Raw genomic sequence first — 15,508 nt, forward strand, 5'->3', positions numbered from 1 at the left:
TTATACTTACTTAAGCGTATTAAAGAGAACCGGGCATCAATAATCGATTTATGGATATGATGGTGGAACACGTGCGAGAACAGGAAGAGGAATATCTGCAGATGAAGGCTTTGCTGGAGGAAAAAGATGCGAAGCTGGCTGAATATGAAAAACAGGTTGAAACGCTGGGGCTGGTCATTGCCGGTACCAATGCTGGTTCCTGGGACTGGGATATCAGTTCGGGAGCAGTTGCCATAAACAACCGCTGGGCGGAAATCGCAGGTTATACGAAAGAGGAACTCGAACCGGTCACGATTGAAACATGGATGAAGTTTTGTGACCCTGACGATCTGAAGCGCTCAACACTCTTGCTCGAGAGGCATTTCAGCGGGGAGTCTGATTTCTATGAAATCGAACTCAGAATGCGGCATAAGAATGGTGATTGGGTATGGGTGCTCGACAGGGGTATTGTTTTCGAGCGTGACCGGACGGGAAATCCGGTTCGAATGGTAGGTACCCATCAGGATATAACCAAGAGAAAGCATGCCGAGGAAAGGCTTCTCAAGGAACGAAATATGTTCATGGGGGGGCCGGTTTCGGTATTTCGCCTGAAAAACAGTCCCGGTTGGCCTATAGTCGATGTAACGAAGAATTTTGGAATATTGCCTGGTTACCTGCCAGCCGAGTTGATTGGCAATGTTGTCGGCTACACAGAGCTTATTCATCCGGACGACAGAACACGGGTTTTGGGGGAAGTTGAAGCGTTCGCCGCAGACAACAGCCGGGAATCGTTCGAGATGGAGTATCGGCTGCAGGGGAAAGATGGTTCCGAAATCGAGGTCTATGATTTCAGGTTCATCCATCGCGATGAAAACGGTGCGGTCTCCCATTACGACTCATTTATCCTTGATGCGGCTTCTCATGGTGGCATTGAGCCATCCCTCTCATACAATCGAAGGTTCGAGCGTCTCGTTGCCACCCTGGCCAACCAGTTTATCAACCTTCCTGCCCACAGGATCGACGAGATGGTCAATCTTGCCCTCGAAAATATCGGAAAGTTCGTACAGGCAGACCGGAGTTATATCTTTGAGTACTACGACAACCATCGCTTGATGGACAATACCCATGAGTGGTGCGCCGAGGGTATCGAGCCGCAGATCCAGATCCTGCAGCATCTGCCAACCGATCTGTTTGCATGGCTGACTGAAAAGATCAACATGAATGAGGCAATTATCGTACCGAGAGTATCGGAGCTGCCGGAGGAAGCTGCGGCGGAAATGGAGATCCTCGAACAGCAGGATATCCGATCGCTCATCATCATTCCCCTCGCGTCCGGTAATCTTCCGTTTGGCTATATCGGTTTCGATGCGGTTACCCAAGAGCGCCACTGGCCACAGGAAACCGTTTCGGTGCTTAAGCTCGCTGGAGGAATCATCGCCAACGCCCTTCAGAGGAAGCAAGCTGAACGCATGATCCAGTGTGAACTCGATCTTGCCCTGAAATTGAGCGCATCGGCCTCATTCGAGGAGACTTTGAAAATTTGTCTGCAGAGTGCGCTTGAAATTTCAGGCATGGATTGTGGAGGGATCTACCTCGTAAACGAAGCCGATAAAAGCCTGAGTCTTGTCTATTCTGAAGGGCTTTCGGAATCGTTTGTCAGTAAAACAAATCATTACAGCGGAGATTGCACCCAGCAGCACATCGTCTTCCAGGGTATACCACTCTACAGTCGTTATACGGAAATCGAACTCACTACCGATCTACCAAGTCTGGATGACGATCTGAAAGCAATCGCGGTTGTTCCAGTCATGAGCAAGAATGTTGTTGTAGCATGTCTGAATGTTGCATCCCATTCGCTTAACCAGGTACCGGAATTTTCACGCAAGGCGCTTGAGACTGTGGCTTCCCGGATTGGCGCAGCTATTATTCAGGCAAAACATGAGGAAAAGATCAACGCAGCGAACAGGAACCTGGATGCACTATTCAACACGATCGACGACATGCTTTTCATCGTCGGAGCTGATGAGATGGTCAAACACACGAACTCTGCCGTGCTCTCCCGCCTCGGCTATACACAGGAAGAGGCATATCGAATGCATGTGCTTGACTTTCATCCTCCGGCACAGCGGGAAGAGGCCAGAAGAAATATCGAAGGAATGCTTGCCGGCACTGAACATGTCTGTCTTGTTCCCCTTATGACGAAAACAGCTTCCCTGATCCCTGTGGAAACGATTGCGACCCATGGGAGCTGGGACGACCAACCTGTGATTTTCGGCATTTCGAGGGATATTACTGAGCGCATAAAACATGAATCGACCGTCAAGGAAAGTGAAAGAAGGTTCAGAGAGCTCATAGAATTTCTTCCTCTTCCGGCTATTGAGGCTGACCTGGATGGCGTGATCACCTACTGCAACAGGCAAGGGTTGCTCTTTTTCGGATATGATGCGGGGGAAATGCAGAACAATTCGGTATACACCCTGGTTAACCCCTCTGATTTGAGCTATTTGAAAAGTGTGCTGCACGCCATCACCCTTGAAGGTAAAAGGGTAAGTGTCGAGATGACCGGGCTCAGGAAGGATGGAACTGAATTTCAGGCGATGCTTTACGGTGCACCGGTGTTCACAGGAGGTGTGATCACTGGCGGGCGAGGGGTTGTTGTAGACCTTACGGAAATGAAAAAAAACGAGGCGGCGCTTGCGGCATATACCCTGCAGTCGAGGTTGCGTGAAGAGTTAAGCTCCATTATCGATAATATTCCTGGTGTCGTTTACCGACTCTCCGGTGACGGGAGCATCAAGTATTTCAGCGGTTCGATCCATTCTGTTGCAAACGGACTTTTCCCTCAAATGAATGGAAAGAATTATGAAGCAATGAGCCCCATTCATCCCGATGACCGCGAAAAAGTTGAGCAGTCCAACAGAGAGCTCATGAGTAAAAAAAATTCCCTGATCATCGTCTATCGGGTCATGGATGAAAATGGTTCAGTCAAGTGGATCGAAGACCGGAAAACCTCGACCTTTTCCGAAGAGGGCCAGTTTTCTTTTATTGACGGCATCCTTTTTGACATTACCGAGCGGGTCAATGCACTGAACAGTCAGAATGAATTTGAAAGCCGCATGCGCAAGACCCAGCGGCTTGAAACCATAGGAACACTGGCCGGAGGTATCGCACACGATTTCAACAATATTCTCACCCCCATCATGGGCTATGCTGAAATGGGATTGCTTACCCTTTCGGGTGATGCTCCTCAGCATGACTATTTTTCCGAAATTGTCAACGCGGCAGACCGTGCCCAGAACCTCGTTTCACAGATTCTCACCTTCAGCAGGGCCCAGGAAAGTACCCCTTCGGTTGTTTCTGTCCAGTCCATACTTCAGGAAGCGCTGAAATTGCTGCGTCCCTCCATCCCTGCAACGATCAGCATCAGCCAGAACATTGAGAGGGAGTGCAGGAACATTCTTGCCGATCCCTCCAAAATCCACCAGGTTGTCGTTAACCTCTGTACCAACGCATTCCAGGCAATGGAGGGAAATGGCGGGGATCTGAGTATCGAGCTTAAGGAGATCACTCTTGAGGGTGAATTGGGGAAAGAACTGCCAAAAATCGGGCCGGGGCGGTTTGTGAACCTGACCGTTTCCGATACCGGCTGTGGTATGGATGATGCAACCATGGAACGTATTTTCGAGCCTTTTTTTACGACGAAATCGGTTAACAAGGGTACCGGGCTCGGACTTTCGGTGGTTCATGGCATCATCAAGAGCTTTGGAGGCGAAATAACTGTTCAAAGCCGGAAGGGGAATGGAAGCTCATTCAGCATTTTCCTGCCGGTTATCGAAGAACAGCAAAAAAAATGTGAGCGTGAAGAAATCCCGATTCAGGGCTCTTGCCAACTGCTCTTCATAGACGATGAAGTGAGCACCCTGAAAATGATGTCAGCCTTGCTCACGCAACTTGGGTTCAGGGTAAAGGTTTTCAGTTCTCCCCTTAAGGCTCTTGAAGTTTTCCGCCAAGAGCCCGCTGCGTTCGACCTTGTCATAACCGATCTCACGATGCCGGAGATGAACGGTATCGAGCTCGTCTCGGCATTGCATGAAATACGGGAGGATCTGCCGGTTATCCTTATGACCGGTTATGGCAAGGAGATCGAAAACAATGCCTCTCTGGCCCGCTACGGTATCAGCAGACTTCTGAAAAAACCGGTCAAAATAGCCCAGCTTAGCAGGGAGATCAATGAGGTCATTTCAGCTCATTACAAGGAACCCGTTCGGAATGAAAAAACTGCAGAAAGAGGTGGAAAAGCAGCGCCGCAGGATTACGATAGTTATTTGTAAAAAGAGGGGTTTGTGAAGTTCAGCGAGCAGCCCTCTCAACCAGTTCTGCTGCAAGTGTAAGTGACGAGGGGGAGATGTTTTTGCCGCTGATGAGCGCGGCAATGGCCTGCAGGCGGCTCTCATGGTCAAGAACGGTCACTTCCGTTATGGTTCTCTCCTGCTGGACGGATTTTTGCACACTGAGGTGCAGGTCGGCCATTGCGGCAATCTGTGGCAGGTGGGTGATGGCGATGATCTGGTGCAGGCGTGAGAGGTTTTTCAGGCTTCTTCCGACCGCTTCGGCGATTCTGCCACTGATGCCGGTATCGATTTCATCAAAGATAAGGATTGGCAGCTCGGCCGACTCAGCCAGGGCGCTCTTCAGGGCAAGCATGACCCGTGAAATTTCTCCGCCGGAGGCCACTTTGACAAGCGGTTTTGGCTTTTCACCGGGGTTGGCTGAAATCAGGAACTCAATCTGGTCGTAACCGCCCGCAAATGCGGTATAGCACTTCCCATCGACGGTGATTTCTCCCTCACGATTTTCTTCGTGCCTCATGCTGACAACGAAGGTGGCGTGTGGTATGCCGAGTTCCGCCAACTGTTTCTGGATAAGGAGTTCAAGCCGATGGGCGGCATCCTGCCGTTTGCGGCAAAGGGTGTCGGCGTACCGCGACAGTTCAGCTTTCTGCCGGGCTATCTGCTGGCGGATACGATCAACTTCCTCTTCAAGGTTCTCTTCGAGGGCGCTCTTTGCTTCAAGCTCATTTTTCAACTCAATCAGTCCGGAGAGGGAGCGGCCATATTTTTTCCCGATGCGCTGGAGCTGGAGCTGGCGTTCCCGTAACGATTCGAGCCTGACGGGATTAAAATCAATGTTTGCGGTATAGCTGCGGGTGAAACGGGCGAGTTCATCGACTATGCTTTGTGCACTGCGACTCTCTTCAAGATGGATGTCGAAGCGCCTGTCGATGGTTGCAAGTTTTTCGAGGAGATGCAACGCTTCGCTTATGGCAGAATAGAGGGAGTGTTCGCTGTCGTAGAGCAGCTCACTCAGGGATGCGCTGAGCGTGAACAGGGTTTCAGCATTTTCAAGGAGCGTTATTTCGGTTTCAATGCTCTCCTCCTCACCGCTTTTCAGGTCAAGCGCGTTGAGCTCGTTGAGCTGAAACGTAACGATCTCCCTCTTTTCGCGGATTTCTGCCGCCTCTTTTTTCAGGGTTTCGAGCCCTCGCTGCATCTCCTGAAGCGCTGAACGAGCCTCTTTGTAGGCGGTGACCTCCTGTGCTGTTTTGGCGAAGTCGTCAAGCAGGCTCTCGTGCGTGTCGGCATGAAGCAGCAACTGGTGGTCATGCTGGCCGTGCAGATCAATCAGCATCTCGCCGGTCTGTTTCAGGATGGCCGCCGTGCAGGGTGTGTCGTTGATGAAGCAGCGGGATTGACCAGTTGAGGAGAGCTCCCTTCGGAGAATAAGCTCCTGTGCCGTTTCAATGTTCGCATCATGCAACAGCCTCTCAATCTTTTCAGAATGAACGTCGTTGAGTATCGCTTCAATTACGGCTTTGCTGGTGCCTGATCGCACCAGATCACTGCTTGAACGCTCACCAAGAACAAGACTCAGCGCTCCGACAAGAATAGATTTGCCAGCGCCGGTCTCTCCGGTTATAATGGTCAGTCCAGGGTTGAATGAAACCGTTAGCTCCTGGATCAGTGCGAAATTTCTGATATAGAGGCTGACAAGCATGGCCGGTTATCGCACATGTTAGCTTTGCGTTGACGAGGCTGTTTTTTCCTTTTTCGGCTTTTCATCAACGACTGAGTTAAACTCCTCTTCTATCTCAGTCTGTGCTTTTTTGAACTCCTTCATCCCTTTTCCCAGCCCTCTTGCAAGTTCCGGAAGTTTTTTTGCGCCGAACAACAGCAGAATGATCAGCAGAATGAGAATCAGTTCCTGTCCACCTAATCCAAACATCGGGATTCCTCCATGGCATTTTTATTGCTGAAATGAGTATTTCTTGTCAATTATATAATCAATATGCTCTCCTAAACCAACTCTTTTCAGAGGAAGGCTGGTTGTTGTGTTGCCTGGCTCAATAGCGGGCAAGGATGGTTTCGCCGGCACGGGTTCTCTGACCTGGCTGAAGCAGTACGGTTGCTGAAGGGGGCAGGATGAGATCGACCCTTGAGCCGAACTTGATCATGCCGAACCTGTTGCCGAGTTTGACGTTCTCTCCCTTTTGCAGTTGACAGACAATTCTTCTGGCCAGAAAACCGGATACCTGGCTGAACTGTACCTCAATTTCACCGTTGTTTATGCCGATTTCCATTTTTTCATTGCTCTCCATGCTCCGATTGTCAAAGGCCATCAGGAACTGACCGGGGCGGTAGTGCAGGCGGGTTACCTTTCCGCTGAGTGGTACGCGGTTGACGTGGACATTGAGGGGCGACATAAAAATACTGACCAGCGTTGAGGTTTTTCCGGCAATGTTTCCGTTTTGCTTCTGGACGAGAAGGATTTTCCCGTCGGCGGGTGCAAGGATAATTCGCTTTTCGTCGGGCGCAACCCGTTTAGGGTCACGAAAAAAATAGAGGGTGAAAAGGAGTGCGAGGCCTGTTGTAAGGTGTATCGGTATTTGTGCCCAGAGGGGAAAAATCAGTGCAGCCGCGCTGATAGCCAGGCAGAGAAGAAACACCTTGATCATGGTGCTGTAGCCATAGGAAGTAAACATCTTTTTTGGGGCTCTTGTCGTTTTTTTTTGATAAGCTCCCTTATGATAATTATTTATCTTGAACCTGAGGTAATGGTGGAGAGTTTTTTCCGTTTTTTTTGCAATTCAGGGGCGGTGAAGAGGTGAATCGTTTAGAAAAAAAATTTCTTGAACAACTCAGAACAAGGCGGCTGGTCGAAGAGGGTGACAGGGTTCTTGTTGCGGTTTCCGGGGGGCCGGATTCCATGGCCATGCTCTCACTTTTCTGTGCGGTAAGACCTCTTCTGCGTGCTGAGCTTGCGGTGGCTCACTGTAATTTTCAGCTTCGTGGCGCCGAAAGTGACGGCGACGAGTCTTTTGTGCTCGATCATTGCCGCTCACTTGATCTGGAGTGTTTTGTCGATCATTTTGACACCTTGCGTTTTGCCGGGGAGTGGAAGCGATCGGTCGAGGAGAGCGCACGGATATTGCGATATACTTTTTTCAGGCAGGTGATGGAGCAGAAGGGATTTTCAAAAATCGCTACCGGTCATCATGTCAATGATAATGCTGAAACCATTCTTTTCAATCTTTTCAGAGGGGTCTCACTTCCGGGACTGAGAGGCATCCGGGCTCTTAACGGTAAAATTATTCGCCCCATGCTGTTATTTCACAAGGCGGATATGGTTGCCTACCTGAAGGAGAAGGGGATTACCAGCCGAACGGATACGAGTAATTATGCCAATGATTATGACCGGAATTTTATCAGGAACCGTGTTATTCCGCTTATTGAGGAGCGCTTTGCCGGTAAATTGATGCCATCACTCCGCAGAGTGTCGGAACAGGCGGGTGAGCTTTCAGAATTTCTGGAACTCTATTTTGAAAATCTCTGTGAACGGGAGCCGGGGCTTGCCCTCAATGAGGGGAAGCTTTCTGTTTTTGCACTTCAGCAGCTTACGGTTTTTGAGCAGAAGGAGGTGTTAAAAAGGGCGCTACGGGATCTGCATGCTGTGGTTGACGCCCGGACGCTTCAGAAGCTGGTTGATCTTCTTGGTAGTCAGCCAGGAAAAATGGTGATGGCTGGCGGGCAATTGCGAGTGCTCTGGAAAGACGGGATGCTCTGTTTTTTTCGTGACAGCGCTCCGCCTTGATGCCGAGCCTTTATTTACACCCCCTCGGGAGGGGAATCTCGGGGGAGGGGGGCAGTGTGCGGAGTGCTTTATTTCAGGGCAACTCTTTCTGTTTGGCAGCCTGAAAAAATTCGAGAGGAAGTTTCGTGTGTATGATTATGGATTCCATGTTCTGCCGGATCTCGATTTTGTTGAGCAGTTGTCTGGTCTGTTCGCTGGTTCTCGTGCCAGAGAGTTCAGAAAGCTTGACTGCGCCCCAGAGGAACGTTGATGCAAAAAAGGCTGCCTGGGGTGTTGTATAGACCCATTCGCTTTGTCCTTCAATTCCATCATTGAACTTTACGGAGAGAGCGAGGTTCTGGATACGGTTCAGGTTGCCGAGGCTTTTTACCCCCTGGTTGGTCGAGGTGAGGCTTTGCAAGGCCCTGATGGTCCAGGCTGCAGAAGGGAGGGCAAACCAGAGATGCGATTTGTAGAGAGCCTTGTTGATCAGCGCAACCGAGAGTGAATCCCTCTGATAAAAGCTGCCGGTTGGAACAAGGAAATCCGTCAGCATTTTTTTGTTGTTGGTCAGGGCTATTTGTTTCGTTCCGATTGGACAGAGCCACAGTGTGCTGTCAAGTGCATAACATTGGTGACCACCGATGGTTTCAACCGTTGTACTGTTGGTTCTGAGAAATGATTCCGGAAGTTTTTTTGAAACAGGCCCCCATACGATTCCAAGAAAGTTCTGCTCTTTGTACCCATGGCGCTTGAAGCTGATCAACAGGGTATCGATGTCGAGAGAGGGATTGATTTTTGCCGCTCTCATCAGGGTGTCGAGTCGGCCCTGTGGTTTGAAAAGTGGAGCCTTTTTCAGTGAATCCGGGATGACCTCCACCCAGAGCCTGCTTTCACGGATATCTTTAAGGCCAATGTAGATCAGGGCATCAGATTTTCCGGGAATGCGATCAACAATCGAGCGAAGCGCAGGAGTAAGTGGTTCGGGCTGAAGGCGTGATTTCGACCAGTTAACCCAGAGTACTACCAGCAGAAAGCAAAGGGTACTGATAACGCTCATGGAGAGGAGGAGCCCTGCCCCTTTTTTCAGGGAGCGTTTCGGGGGTGTTGCTTCAGGCACGGCGTTTCGCGGCATAGATCAACAGGTTATGATTTCTTTTTAATGGCCTCGCGAGCCAGAGTGTCGCAACGGTTGTTGTAGGGGTTGTCGCTGTGGCCCTTGACCTTATGGAACGTTATGGTATGTAACGTAAGTAACTTCAGGATTTTTTTCCAGAGATCGATGTTTTCGACATTTTTTTTTGTCGATGTTTTCCAGTTATTGATGGTCCAGCGTTTCAGCCACCCTTCATTGATGGCGTTGACAAGGTAGCTTGAGTCGCTGTACAAATCGACACGGCAAGGCTCCTTGAGCGCTTCGAGCGCCTCTATTGCAGCGCTGAGTTCCATGCGGTTGTTGGTCGTGGCTGGTGAGTATCCGGCTATTTCACGAATCGTGGAGCCGTACATCAACAGCGCACCCCAGCCGCCAGGGCCCGGATTGCCGCTGCATGCGCCGTCAGTGTATATCGTTATCTTTTTTTCCATCGACAAAAAAAAGCTCAACCTGTTTATGATTGAGCCTTTACAAGATATTAAAAAATCTTTTGCAACCGATCTTGCCTGTGCTTTATTTCAGCAGTTTGGCAAGCGTTGCGGTACCTGTTTTCGCGATAATTTTCATGGCTTTTGCTGAAAGCTTGACCTTTACAAACCGCTTCTCCTCTTCTATCCAGATTCTTTTGGTATGGAGGTTTGGCTCAAAACGGGTGCGGACGTGGTTGTTCGCATGAGATACCGTATTGCCGTATATGGGTCTTTTACCGGTCAGTAAACAAACTTTAGACATGGTGCAATAAATTGTGTTAAAAAAACGAAAGGGAATATAACAATAGTTTCATAAAACCCGAAACGTATTGTTTCATGGTCGGATGCCAACAGCGCAAACCATCATGGATAAAACATAGAGCAGGGTACCGAAGGCATTGTACCAGACCGCTTTCTCCTTAGGATTTGCTATCAATATCTTTTGCATGGGCAGTTGGGCGAGCAGCAGTATCAGGGCAATGACAGTTGTGGTGATGGAACCTTTGACAATCAGGATGGTGATGGCCGAGAGCTGTGCAACATCCATAATAATGGCTGCAAGGAGAGCTGCCTTTTTCTCTCCAAGCTGTACCGGAATGGAGGCGACCTTGCGGATCGTGTCGCCAACAATGGATTTGAAATCGTTCAGCGTCATGATGCCATGCGCTCCGATTGAAAAAATGATGGCAAGGGCAATGGTTTCCGCAGAAGGAACACCCTGGGTAATGGCAAAACTGCCCGTCAGCCATGCCACACCCTCATAGGCAAGCCCGACAATAAGGTTGCCGAACCAGCCATTTCTTTTTGCTCGGATTGGCGGGCCGGAATAGGCGTGCGACATGAGCACTCCGACAAAGGCAATGACGACAACATAGGGATGAATGGAGAGCGCGACAAGAAAGCCCGTAATGATAAGGGCGAAAGTAATCAGCCAACTGGCCGATTTTGATATTTTTCCTGCAGGAATAGGACGTTCGGGCTCATTGATGGCATCAACCTCCCGGTCAAAGTAGTCGTTCATGGTCTGCGACATGGCGCACATGAGCGGCCCGGCAAGAAGAACGCCACGCAGGAGAATATCCCAGTTGTCGGCAATATTCTCTCCGGTTGACACGACGCCGCAGGCAAAGGCCCACATTGGCGGAAACCAGGTAACCGGCTTCATGAGAGGCACGATAGCAGATGGCTCAATCCTGAAGCCAGGCTTGTTGACATTCTCAAGAGCCTGTTCAATGATTTTTCGTCTTGAATTGCTTACTCCTGACTGGAGAAGCTTTTCAGCGATACCTTGCTGCTTTTCAGGGGTTGGAATGTCGCGTCCGTTCATGGGCATAATGGTTCTCGCTTCGGCTTAAAAACAAGGCAGAGTATACAAGTTTTTTGGGAAAAAGATAAGGATTTTAGTTGACGACTGACCGGTATTTCCGTGAGAGTTCAGCGTTAATTTTCAGAATTTCATTAAATTTTTTCTCCGATTTGCCACTTTCGAGCGCCTCTCTTGCGATGTCGAGTCCATCATCAATGCAGCGTGCTTTTCCGGAAACATAACAGGCCATGGCTGTTGTGAAGAGGGCGGCATCACGATGTGCTGCCGGAGCGCTTCCGTCAAGGATCTGGCGAATGATGCGTGCGTTTTCATCTCTCTCTCCTCCCTGGATTTCCGAAAGCGAGTGCCTTGCCAGACCGAAATCTTCGGGATAAACGGTGTGCTCGGTTACAGTGCCCCTGTGAATCTCGACAATATGCGTTGGCCCATTGAGGCTTGGTTCATCAAGCGCGATGCCCTCTGCAGTCATGGCATGAACAATCATGGCACGACGCGCCCCGGTCTGTAGCAGCACTTCGGTATAGAGCTCCATCAGCTCCCGATTGAACACCCCGACAAGCTGCCGTTTTGCCCGTGCCGGATTGATCAGCGGGCCGAGAATATTGAATATGGTTCTGATCCCAAGCTCCCGACGGACAGGGGCGACCCGCTTCATTGAAGGGTGATAGAGGGGGGCAAAGAGGAAGGCAAAGCCGCTCTCCTGAAAAAGCTCTTTTGTCGCCTCAGGCGGCAGATCGATGGTGAATCCAAGCGCTTCAAGCACATCAGCGCTTCCGCAACTGCTTGTAACTGAACGGTTACCATGTTTGGCAATGCGGACTCCGGCACTGTTGGCAATGATTGATGCCGTTGTTGAAATATTAAAGGTTCCTGCGTGGTCACCGCCGGTTCCGCAGGTATCAACAGCATTTTCATCCAGCTCGATGGTGACGGCTTTTTCCATCAGACTATAGTATGCTCCAGCGGTTTCAGTTGGGGTAACACCTTTTTTCTGCAGAAGAGCAAGCAGAGCCGCAATAACCATCTCGGAAAAAAGACCATCCATAATGTTGTTCATGCAGAGGATCATCTCTTCCTGTGAAAAATCCTCTCCTGCAAGCAGCTTTTGAAGTAACTTTTTTTGTGGCATGAAACTGATTGGTTGGCAAATGGTTGCGAATTGTGTAAATGTAAATAATAACAAGAAATGGTGTAAATATAAATAATAAAGAGCATTGATTCCCATTGAACAGGCTGTTGCGGAGTGATGCCCGGTATTTTTGTGAATTATGGTACTCATTTTTATATGGATAGCAAGCAGATAGCATTTTACCGGGAAGAGGCCTTGCGGAAGGTTTTGAACAAAATGATGAGCCAGGCGCTCGATTCGGCTATTGTTACCGATCTCGCCGTTATCCGGTGGCTGACGGGTTTCAGTGGTTCGAGTGCGAGGCTGCTGATTACCCGAGAGAAAAGCTGGCTTTTTACCGACTTTCGTTACAGGGAGCAGGCTGCTGAAGAGGTTGTAGTGGCAGAAACCGTTATTGCTGGCGACGGGTTTGCTGCGGAGCTTGGTTCAGGCCGCTATCCTCTCGGTGAAACGGTTGCATTGCAGTCCGACAATGTTACCTGGCATGAAGCAACCCGCCTTATCGAACAGATGGTTGGCAAACAGCGGGTGATACCGGTTGACTCCTTTTTTGATGAGTTCAGGATGGTCAAGAATGCAATCGAACTCATGAAAATGCGTCGTGCGGCAGAAATCAGCGAACTTGCCTTCGAAACCGTGCTTCCCATGATTTCGCCTTCCGTAACGGAACTTGATATTGCCGCAGAGATCAGCTATCAGCATAAAAAGCTTGGCGCGGAAAAGGACTCCTTTGACCCCATTGTGGCCGGGGGTGCCCGTTCTGCCATGCCTCATGCAACGCCCTCAACCGCCCGCTTCAAATCGGGAGAGCTTATTGTGATCGACATTGGGTGCGTTTATGAAGGGTACGCCTCCGATCAGACAAGAACGGTTGCGCTTGGGCATGTTTCAGCCGAGGCCCGAAAGGTTTATCGCATTGTGCAGGAGGCTCAGGCGCTCGGCATTGCTTCGGCGCGGTGCGGCATGAGCGGCAAAGAGCTTGACGCCCATGTTCGCGATTTTATTGCTGCGCACGGTTATGGTGATGAGTTTGGCCACGGTCTTGGTCATGGTGTTGGCCTTGAGGTGCACGAAGAGCCACGGATCAGCCCGAAAGGGGAGTGTGTGTTGCAGGAGAATATGCTCTTTACCATTGAGCCCGGAATCTACCTGCCCGGCAAATTCGGGGTGCGCATTGAGGATACCGTGGTGATGGGCCCGCTCGGTGCAACCCCCCTGCAGCGCCTGGGCAAAGAGCTTATTGAATTATGACGGGGTTATCAAAATTTCAGGAGAGAGCGAAGTTCTCCTCTCAATCAAGACCACAGAGGCCCGATACAGCAAGCTCGAAGCCTATATCGAGGAGTATCACCCCTACGACGTGCCGGAAATCATCAAACTGCCCATAACCGGCGGACTGCCCGGCTACCTCAACTGGCTCGACTCAACTACCGGCAAGCCTTGACCTCAAATAGTTTGATAAGGCTGAAACAAAACAGACAAATACAAACAGCAAAAAAGAACAATTGATACGGCACTATATTCTGTCGTATCAATTGTTCTTTGCTATTATCGTGTTAAGGGTTAAATGATAAATTAACTCCCAAAAATCAAGTAAAATAACTAAATGCCAACGTAGAAGTGTCACCTGCATCTATTCCAGAAAAGTCTCCCAATCCTGCGGTATTTGTTATCCCGACAACCTGAAGAATTGTGTTTACCCAGGTAGCACAATTCCCATTATCTAAATTGTCAGCATCAGCAGTTGGAAGTAGAGTATAGTCAACACTTTCATCGAGATAATTTGTATAGGCGGTATATAATGCAGCGATTAACTCATCATAGCTTACTCCAGCCGGCAATGGAATCAAGTGGGATTCTTCATTAGATCCCAGAATAGCAGCAATATCGGCAGCGTCATTAAGGTAGGCAACTAATTTTCCGCTTTCTTCAGTACCACCAATAGTAAATCCATCACGTACTCCATCTCCATCAAGATCAACAGTATCAATGGTTCCATCCCGGTTAAAATCAAAAGTTTCGGGCCATGAGGGCAAAATTTCGAGAAAATGATGATTTGCGGTACCCAGAATAATATCTCGGGCACTCCAATAAATACCTGCTTCAGGCTGTACCGTTGGAGTATCCGCAGTTCCGGGAGAACCCTCAAATCGGAGAAACTCGGTATCATATAGGATATCAACCCCATCTCTGTTTGAAATCTTATCTTCAACACGAAGTCCGCTGCCATCTTCAAGAGTTGTTATCGTATAGTCCCCGATAACTCCAGTGAACACAGCAACGTCATTGCCTCCTATAAGCGCTCATCAAAAAGTCATTACGTAATCAGTACCAAAACCAGCTAAGATTTTTCGAACATCTTCTTCAAGGGTTTTTTCATTTCGCGTCTTGAATTCCATCAATTCATACTTCACCTTGTGCCAATACTTTTCAATTCGATTGAGTTCTGGACTGTAAGGTGGCAAGAAATAAAGAGTCAGCCCCTTTTGAGCCAGCACCTTTAACATCGGTTGAACCGCTTTCGCTTTATGGAATGACGCATTGTCCAGAATGACCGTTAAAGGTTTACCCACGTAGTTCATCAGCAGACCAAGAAAGCCGGTAAATATAAGTGAATCTGTTGTTTGCCACAGCGCAACTGAGAACAAATCACCCGTTGAGAGCATGGCTCCGATGACATTCAGGCGTTTTCCCCGGTTGGCGTCAATCTTGTGACATTTGCCTATCGGAGTCCAGGCGCTGCGGTTTGGCTGGGCCAGTGCGAAACCAGTCTCATCTACAAAGGCTAAGATCCTCTCATCGCGTTCGACTTCATCTTTCATCAATTCTATTTCTAACTGTGCTTGTCGAAACCGGACTTCATCTCGTTTTTTTTTAACCACAGGCGTGTACGTTTCCAGACAAAACCAAGTGCTTTCAACGCATTAGTTGCGGTACCAACGCTCACGTTTACATTGCACTCTTCCTTTAACCGAGCCACTATCGCTGGAGCTGTCAGTGCTTCCTTTTCCGCCCAAATCGTGATCTGTTCAAGGTGAATGGCGTTTAGTTTCGGAGGTGCGCCGCTTCGATGCCTGTCATATAAAGCAGCAAACCCCTTTGATAACCAGTTCTTACGTCGGTCATAAACCGTATCGATATTCAGGTCTTGCAATGCCACGATGGTCTTTGCACTCAACCCGTCGTTGAAATATAACAGTGTTTGAGCCCGATGACGTGCTTGCCAATCTCTTCCTTTTGCCACAATTTGTTGTAGCTTTGCACGATCGATGGCAGATAATTCAAAGTAACTTAACTTCATGATTTACAAGGGCAGGTGT

General features: G+C 49.2%; 15 protein-coding genes. 4 read left to right on the forward strand and 11 right to left on the reverse strand.

All coding sequences use genetic code 11. From position 1 onward, the window contains the following. Nucleotides 1-56: 56 nt before the first annotated feature. A complete protein-coding gene (locus AC56AD_RS03440; RefSeq protein WP_190274021.1) occupies nt 57-4,310 on the forward strand; it encodes a PAS domain S-box protein in 4,254 nt (1,417 codons plus the stop codon). A gap of 19 nt (nt 4,311-4,329) precedes the next feature. On the opposite strand, the gene recN is transcribed toward AC56AD_RS03440, so the two are convergent. The 3 genes from recN to AC56AD_RS03455 all read right to left on the reverse strand — a co-directional run bounded on the left by recN (nt 4,330) and on the right by AC56AD_RS03455 (nt 7,018). Further along, nucleotides 4,330-6,033 carry a DNA repair protein RecN gene (gene recN / locus AC56AD_RS03445; protein ID WP_012507491.1) on the reverse strand — a complete coding sequence of 568 codons (1,704 nt, stop codon included), beginning with the start codon at nt 6,031-6,033 and terminating at the stop codon, nt 4,330-4,332. An 18-nt stretch (nt 6,034-6,051) separates the two neighbouring features. After that, entirely contained in the window at nt 6,052-6,261 is a 210-nt protein-coding gene (locus AC56AD_RS03450; RefSeq protein WP_012507492.1) for a Sec-independent protein translocase subunit TatA/TatB, read from the reverse strand. Between the two features lie 118 nt (nt 6,262-6,379). Next, nucleotides 6,380-7,018: a phosphatidylserine decarboxylase gene (locus AC56AD_RS03455; protein ID WP_012507493.1), complete on the reverse strand. Its 639-nt coding sequence runs from the start codon at nt 7,016-7,018 to the stop codon at nt 6,380-6,382. 122 nt (nt 7,019-7,140) lie between these two features. Here AC56AD_RS03455 and tilS point away from each other — a divergent pair, with 122 nt between their 5' ends. Then, nucleotides 7,141-8,127 (forward strand): tRNA lysidine(34) synthetase TilS, encoded by a 987-nt coding sequence (gene tilS, locus AC56AD_RS03460; RefSeq protein ID WP_012507494.1) that lies wholly within the window; start codon nt 7,141-7,143, stop codon nt 8,125-8,127. Nucleotides 8,128-8,200: 73 nt separating this feature from the next. On the opposite strand, the gene AC56AD_RS03465 is transcribed toward tilS, so the two are convergent. The 5 genes from AC56AD_RS03465 to trpD form a co-directional block, all read right to left on the reverse strand. Further along, nucleotides 8,201-9,241 (reverse strand): hypothetical protein, encoded by a 1,041-nt coding sequence (locus tag AC56AD_RS03465; RefSeq protein WP_012507495.1) that lies wholly within the window; start codon nt 9,239-9,241, stop codon nt 8,201-8,203. Between the two features lie 11 nt (nt 9,242-9,252). Next, complete coding sequence (gene rnhA / locus AC56AD_RS03470) at nt 9,253-9,693, reverse strand: ribonuclease HI (RefSeq protein WP_273278836.1); 441 nt, start codon at nt 9,691-9,693, stop codon at nt 9,253-9,255. A gap of 82 nt (nt 9,694-9,775) precedes the next feature. After that, nucleotides 9,776-9,994: a 50S ribosomal protein L28 gene (rpmB, locus tag AC56AD_RS03475; RefSeq protein WP_273278837.1), complete on the reverse strand. Its 219-nt coding sequence runs from the start codon at nt 9,992-9,994 to the stop codon at nt 9,776-9,778. A 72-nt stretch (nt 9,995-10,066) separates the two neighbouring features. Next, the gene (chlG, locus tag AC56AD_RS03480; RefSeq protein ID WP_041526667.1) at nt 10,067-11,059 is read right to left on the reverse strand and encodes a chlorophyll synthase ChlG; all 993 of its coding nucleotides are present in this window, start codon (nt 11,057-11,059) and stop codon (nt 10,067-10,069) included. Between the two features lie 73 nt (nt 11,060-11,132). Then, complete coding sequence (trpD, locus tag AC56AD_RS03485; protein WP_012507499.1) at nt 11,133-12,188, reverse strand: anthranilate phosphoribosyltransferase; 1,056 nt, start codon at nt 12,186-12,188, stop codon at nt 11,133-11,135. Between the two features lie 156 nt (nt 12,189-12,344). Between trpD and AC56AD_RS03490 the strand changes: the two genes are divergently transcribed. Both AC56AD_RS03490 and cutA read left to right on the forward strand, forming a co-directional pair. After that, nucleotides 12,345-13,439 carry a M24 family metallopeptidase gene (locus tag AC56AD_RS03490; protein ID WP_012507500.1) on the forward strand — a complete coding sequence of 365 codons (1,095 nt, stop codon included), beginning with the start codon at nt 12,345-12,347 and terminating at the stop codon, nt 13,437-13,439. After that, nucleotides 13,429-13,632, forward strand: coding sequence for a divalent-cation tolerance protein CutA (gene cutA / locus AC56AD_RS03495; protein ID WP_317623604.1), 204 nt, complete (start codon nt 13,429-13,431; stop codon nt 13,630-13,632). Before AC56AD_RS03490 ends, cutA begins: the two co-directional genes overlap by 11 nt. Nucleotides 13,633-13,777: 145 nt before the next feature. Here cutA and AC56AD_RS03500 read toward each other — a convergent pair whose 3' ends face one another. Genes AC56AD_RS03500 through AC56AD_RS03510 form a run of 3 tightly spaced genes read right to left on the reverse strand, consistent with a single transcriptional unit; the run spans nt 13,778 to nt 15,489 of the window. Further along, nucleotides 13,778-14,464 (reverse strand): hypothetical protein, encoded by a 687-nt coding sequence (locus AC56AD_RS03500; RefSeq protein WP_012507502.1) that lies wholly within the window; start codon nt 14,462-14,464, stop codon nt 13,778-13,780. Nucleotides 14,465-14,494: 30 nt separating this feature from the next. Then, complete coding sequence (locus tag AC56AD_RS03505; protein ID WP_049759884.1) at nt 14,495-15,010, reverse strand: IS630 family transposase; 516 nt, start codon at nt 15,008-15,010, stop codon at nt 14,495-14,497. Between the two features lie 11 nt (nt 15,011-15,021). Continuing rightward, entirely contained in the window at nt 15,022-15,489 is a 468-nt protein-coding gene (locus AC56AD_RS03510) for a helix-turn-helix domain-containing protein (RefSeq protein ID WP_041526412.1), read from the reverse strand. Nucleotides 15,490-15,508 lie beyond the last annotated feature (19 nt).

Source organism: Pelodictyon clathratiforme (assembly GCF_982375515.1).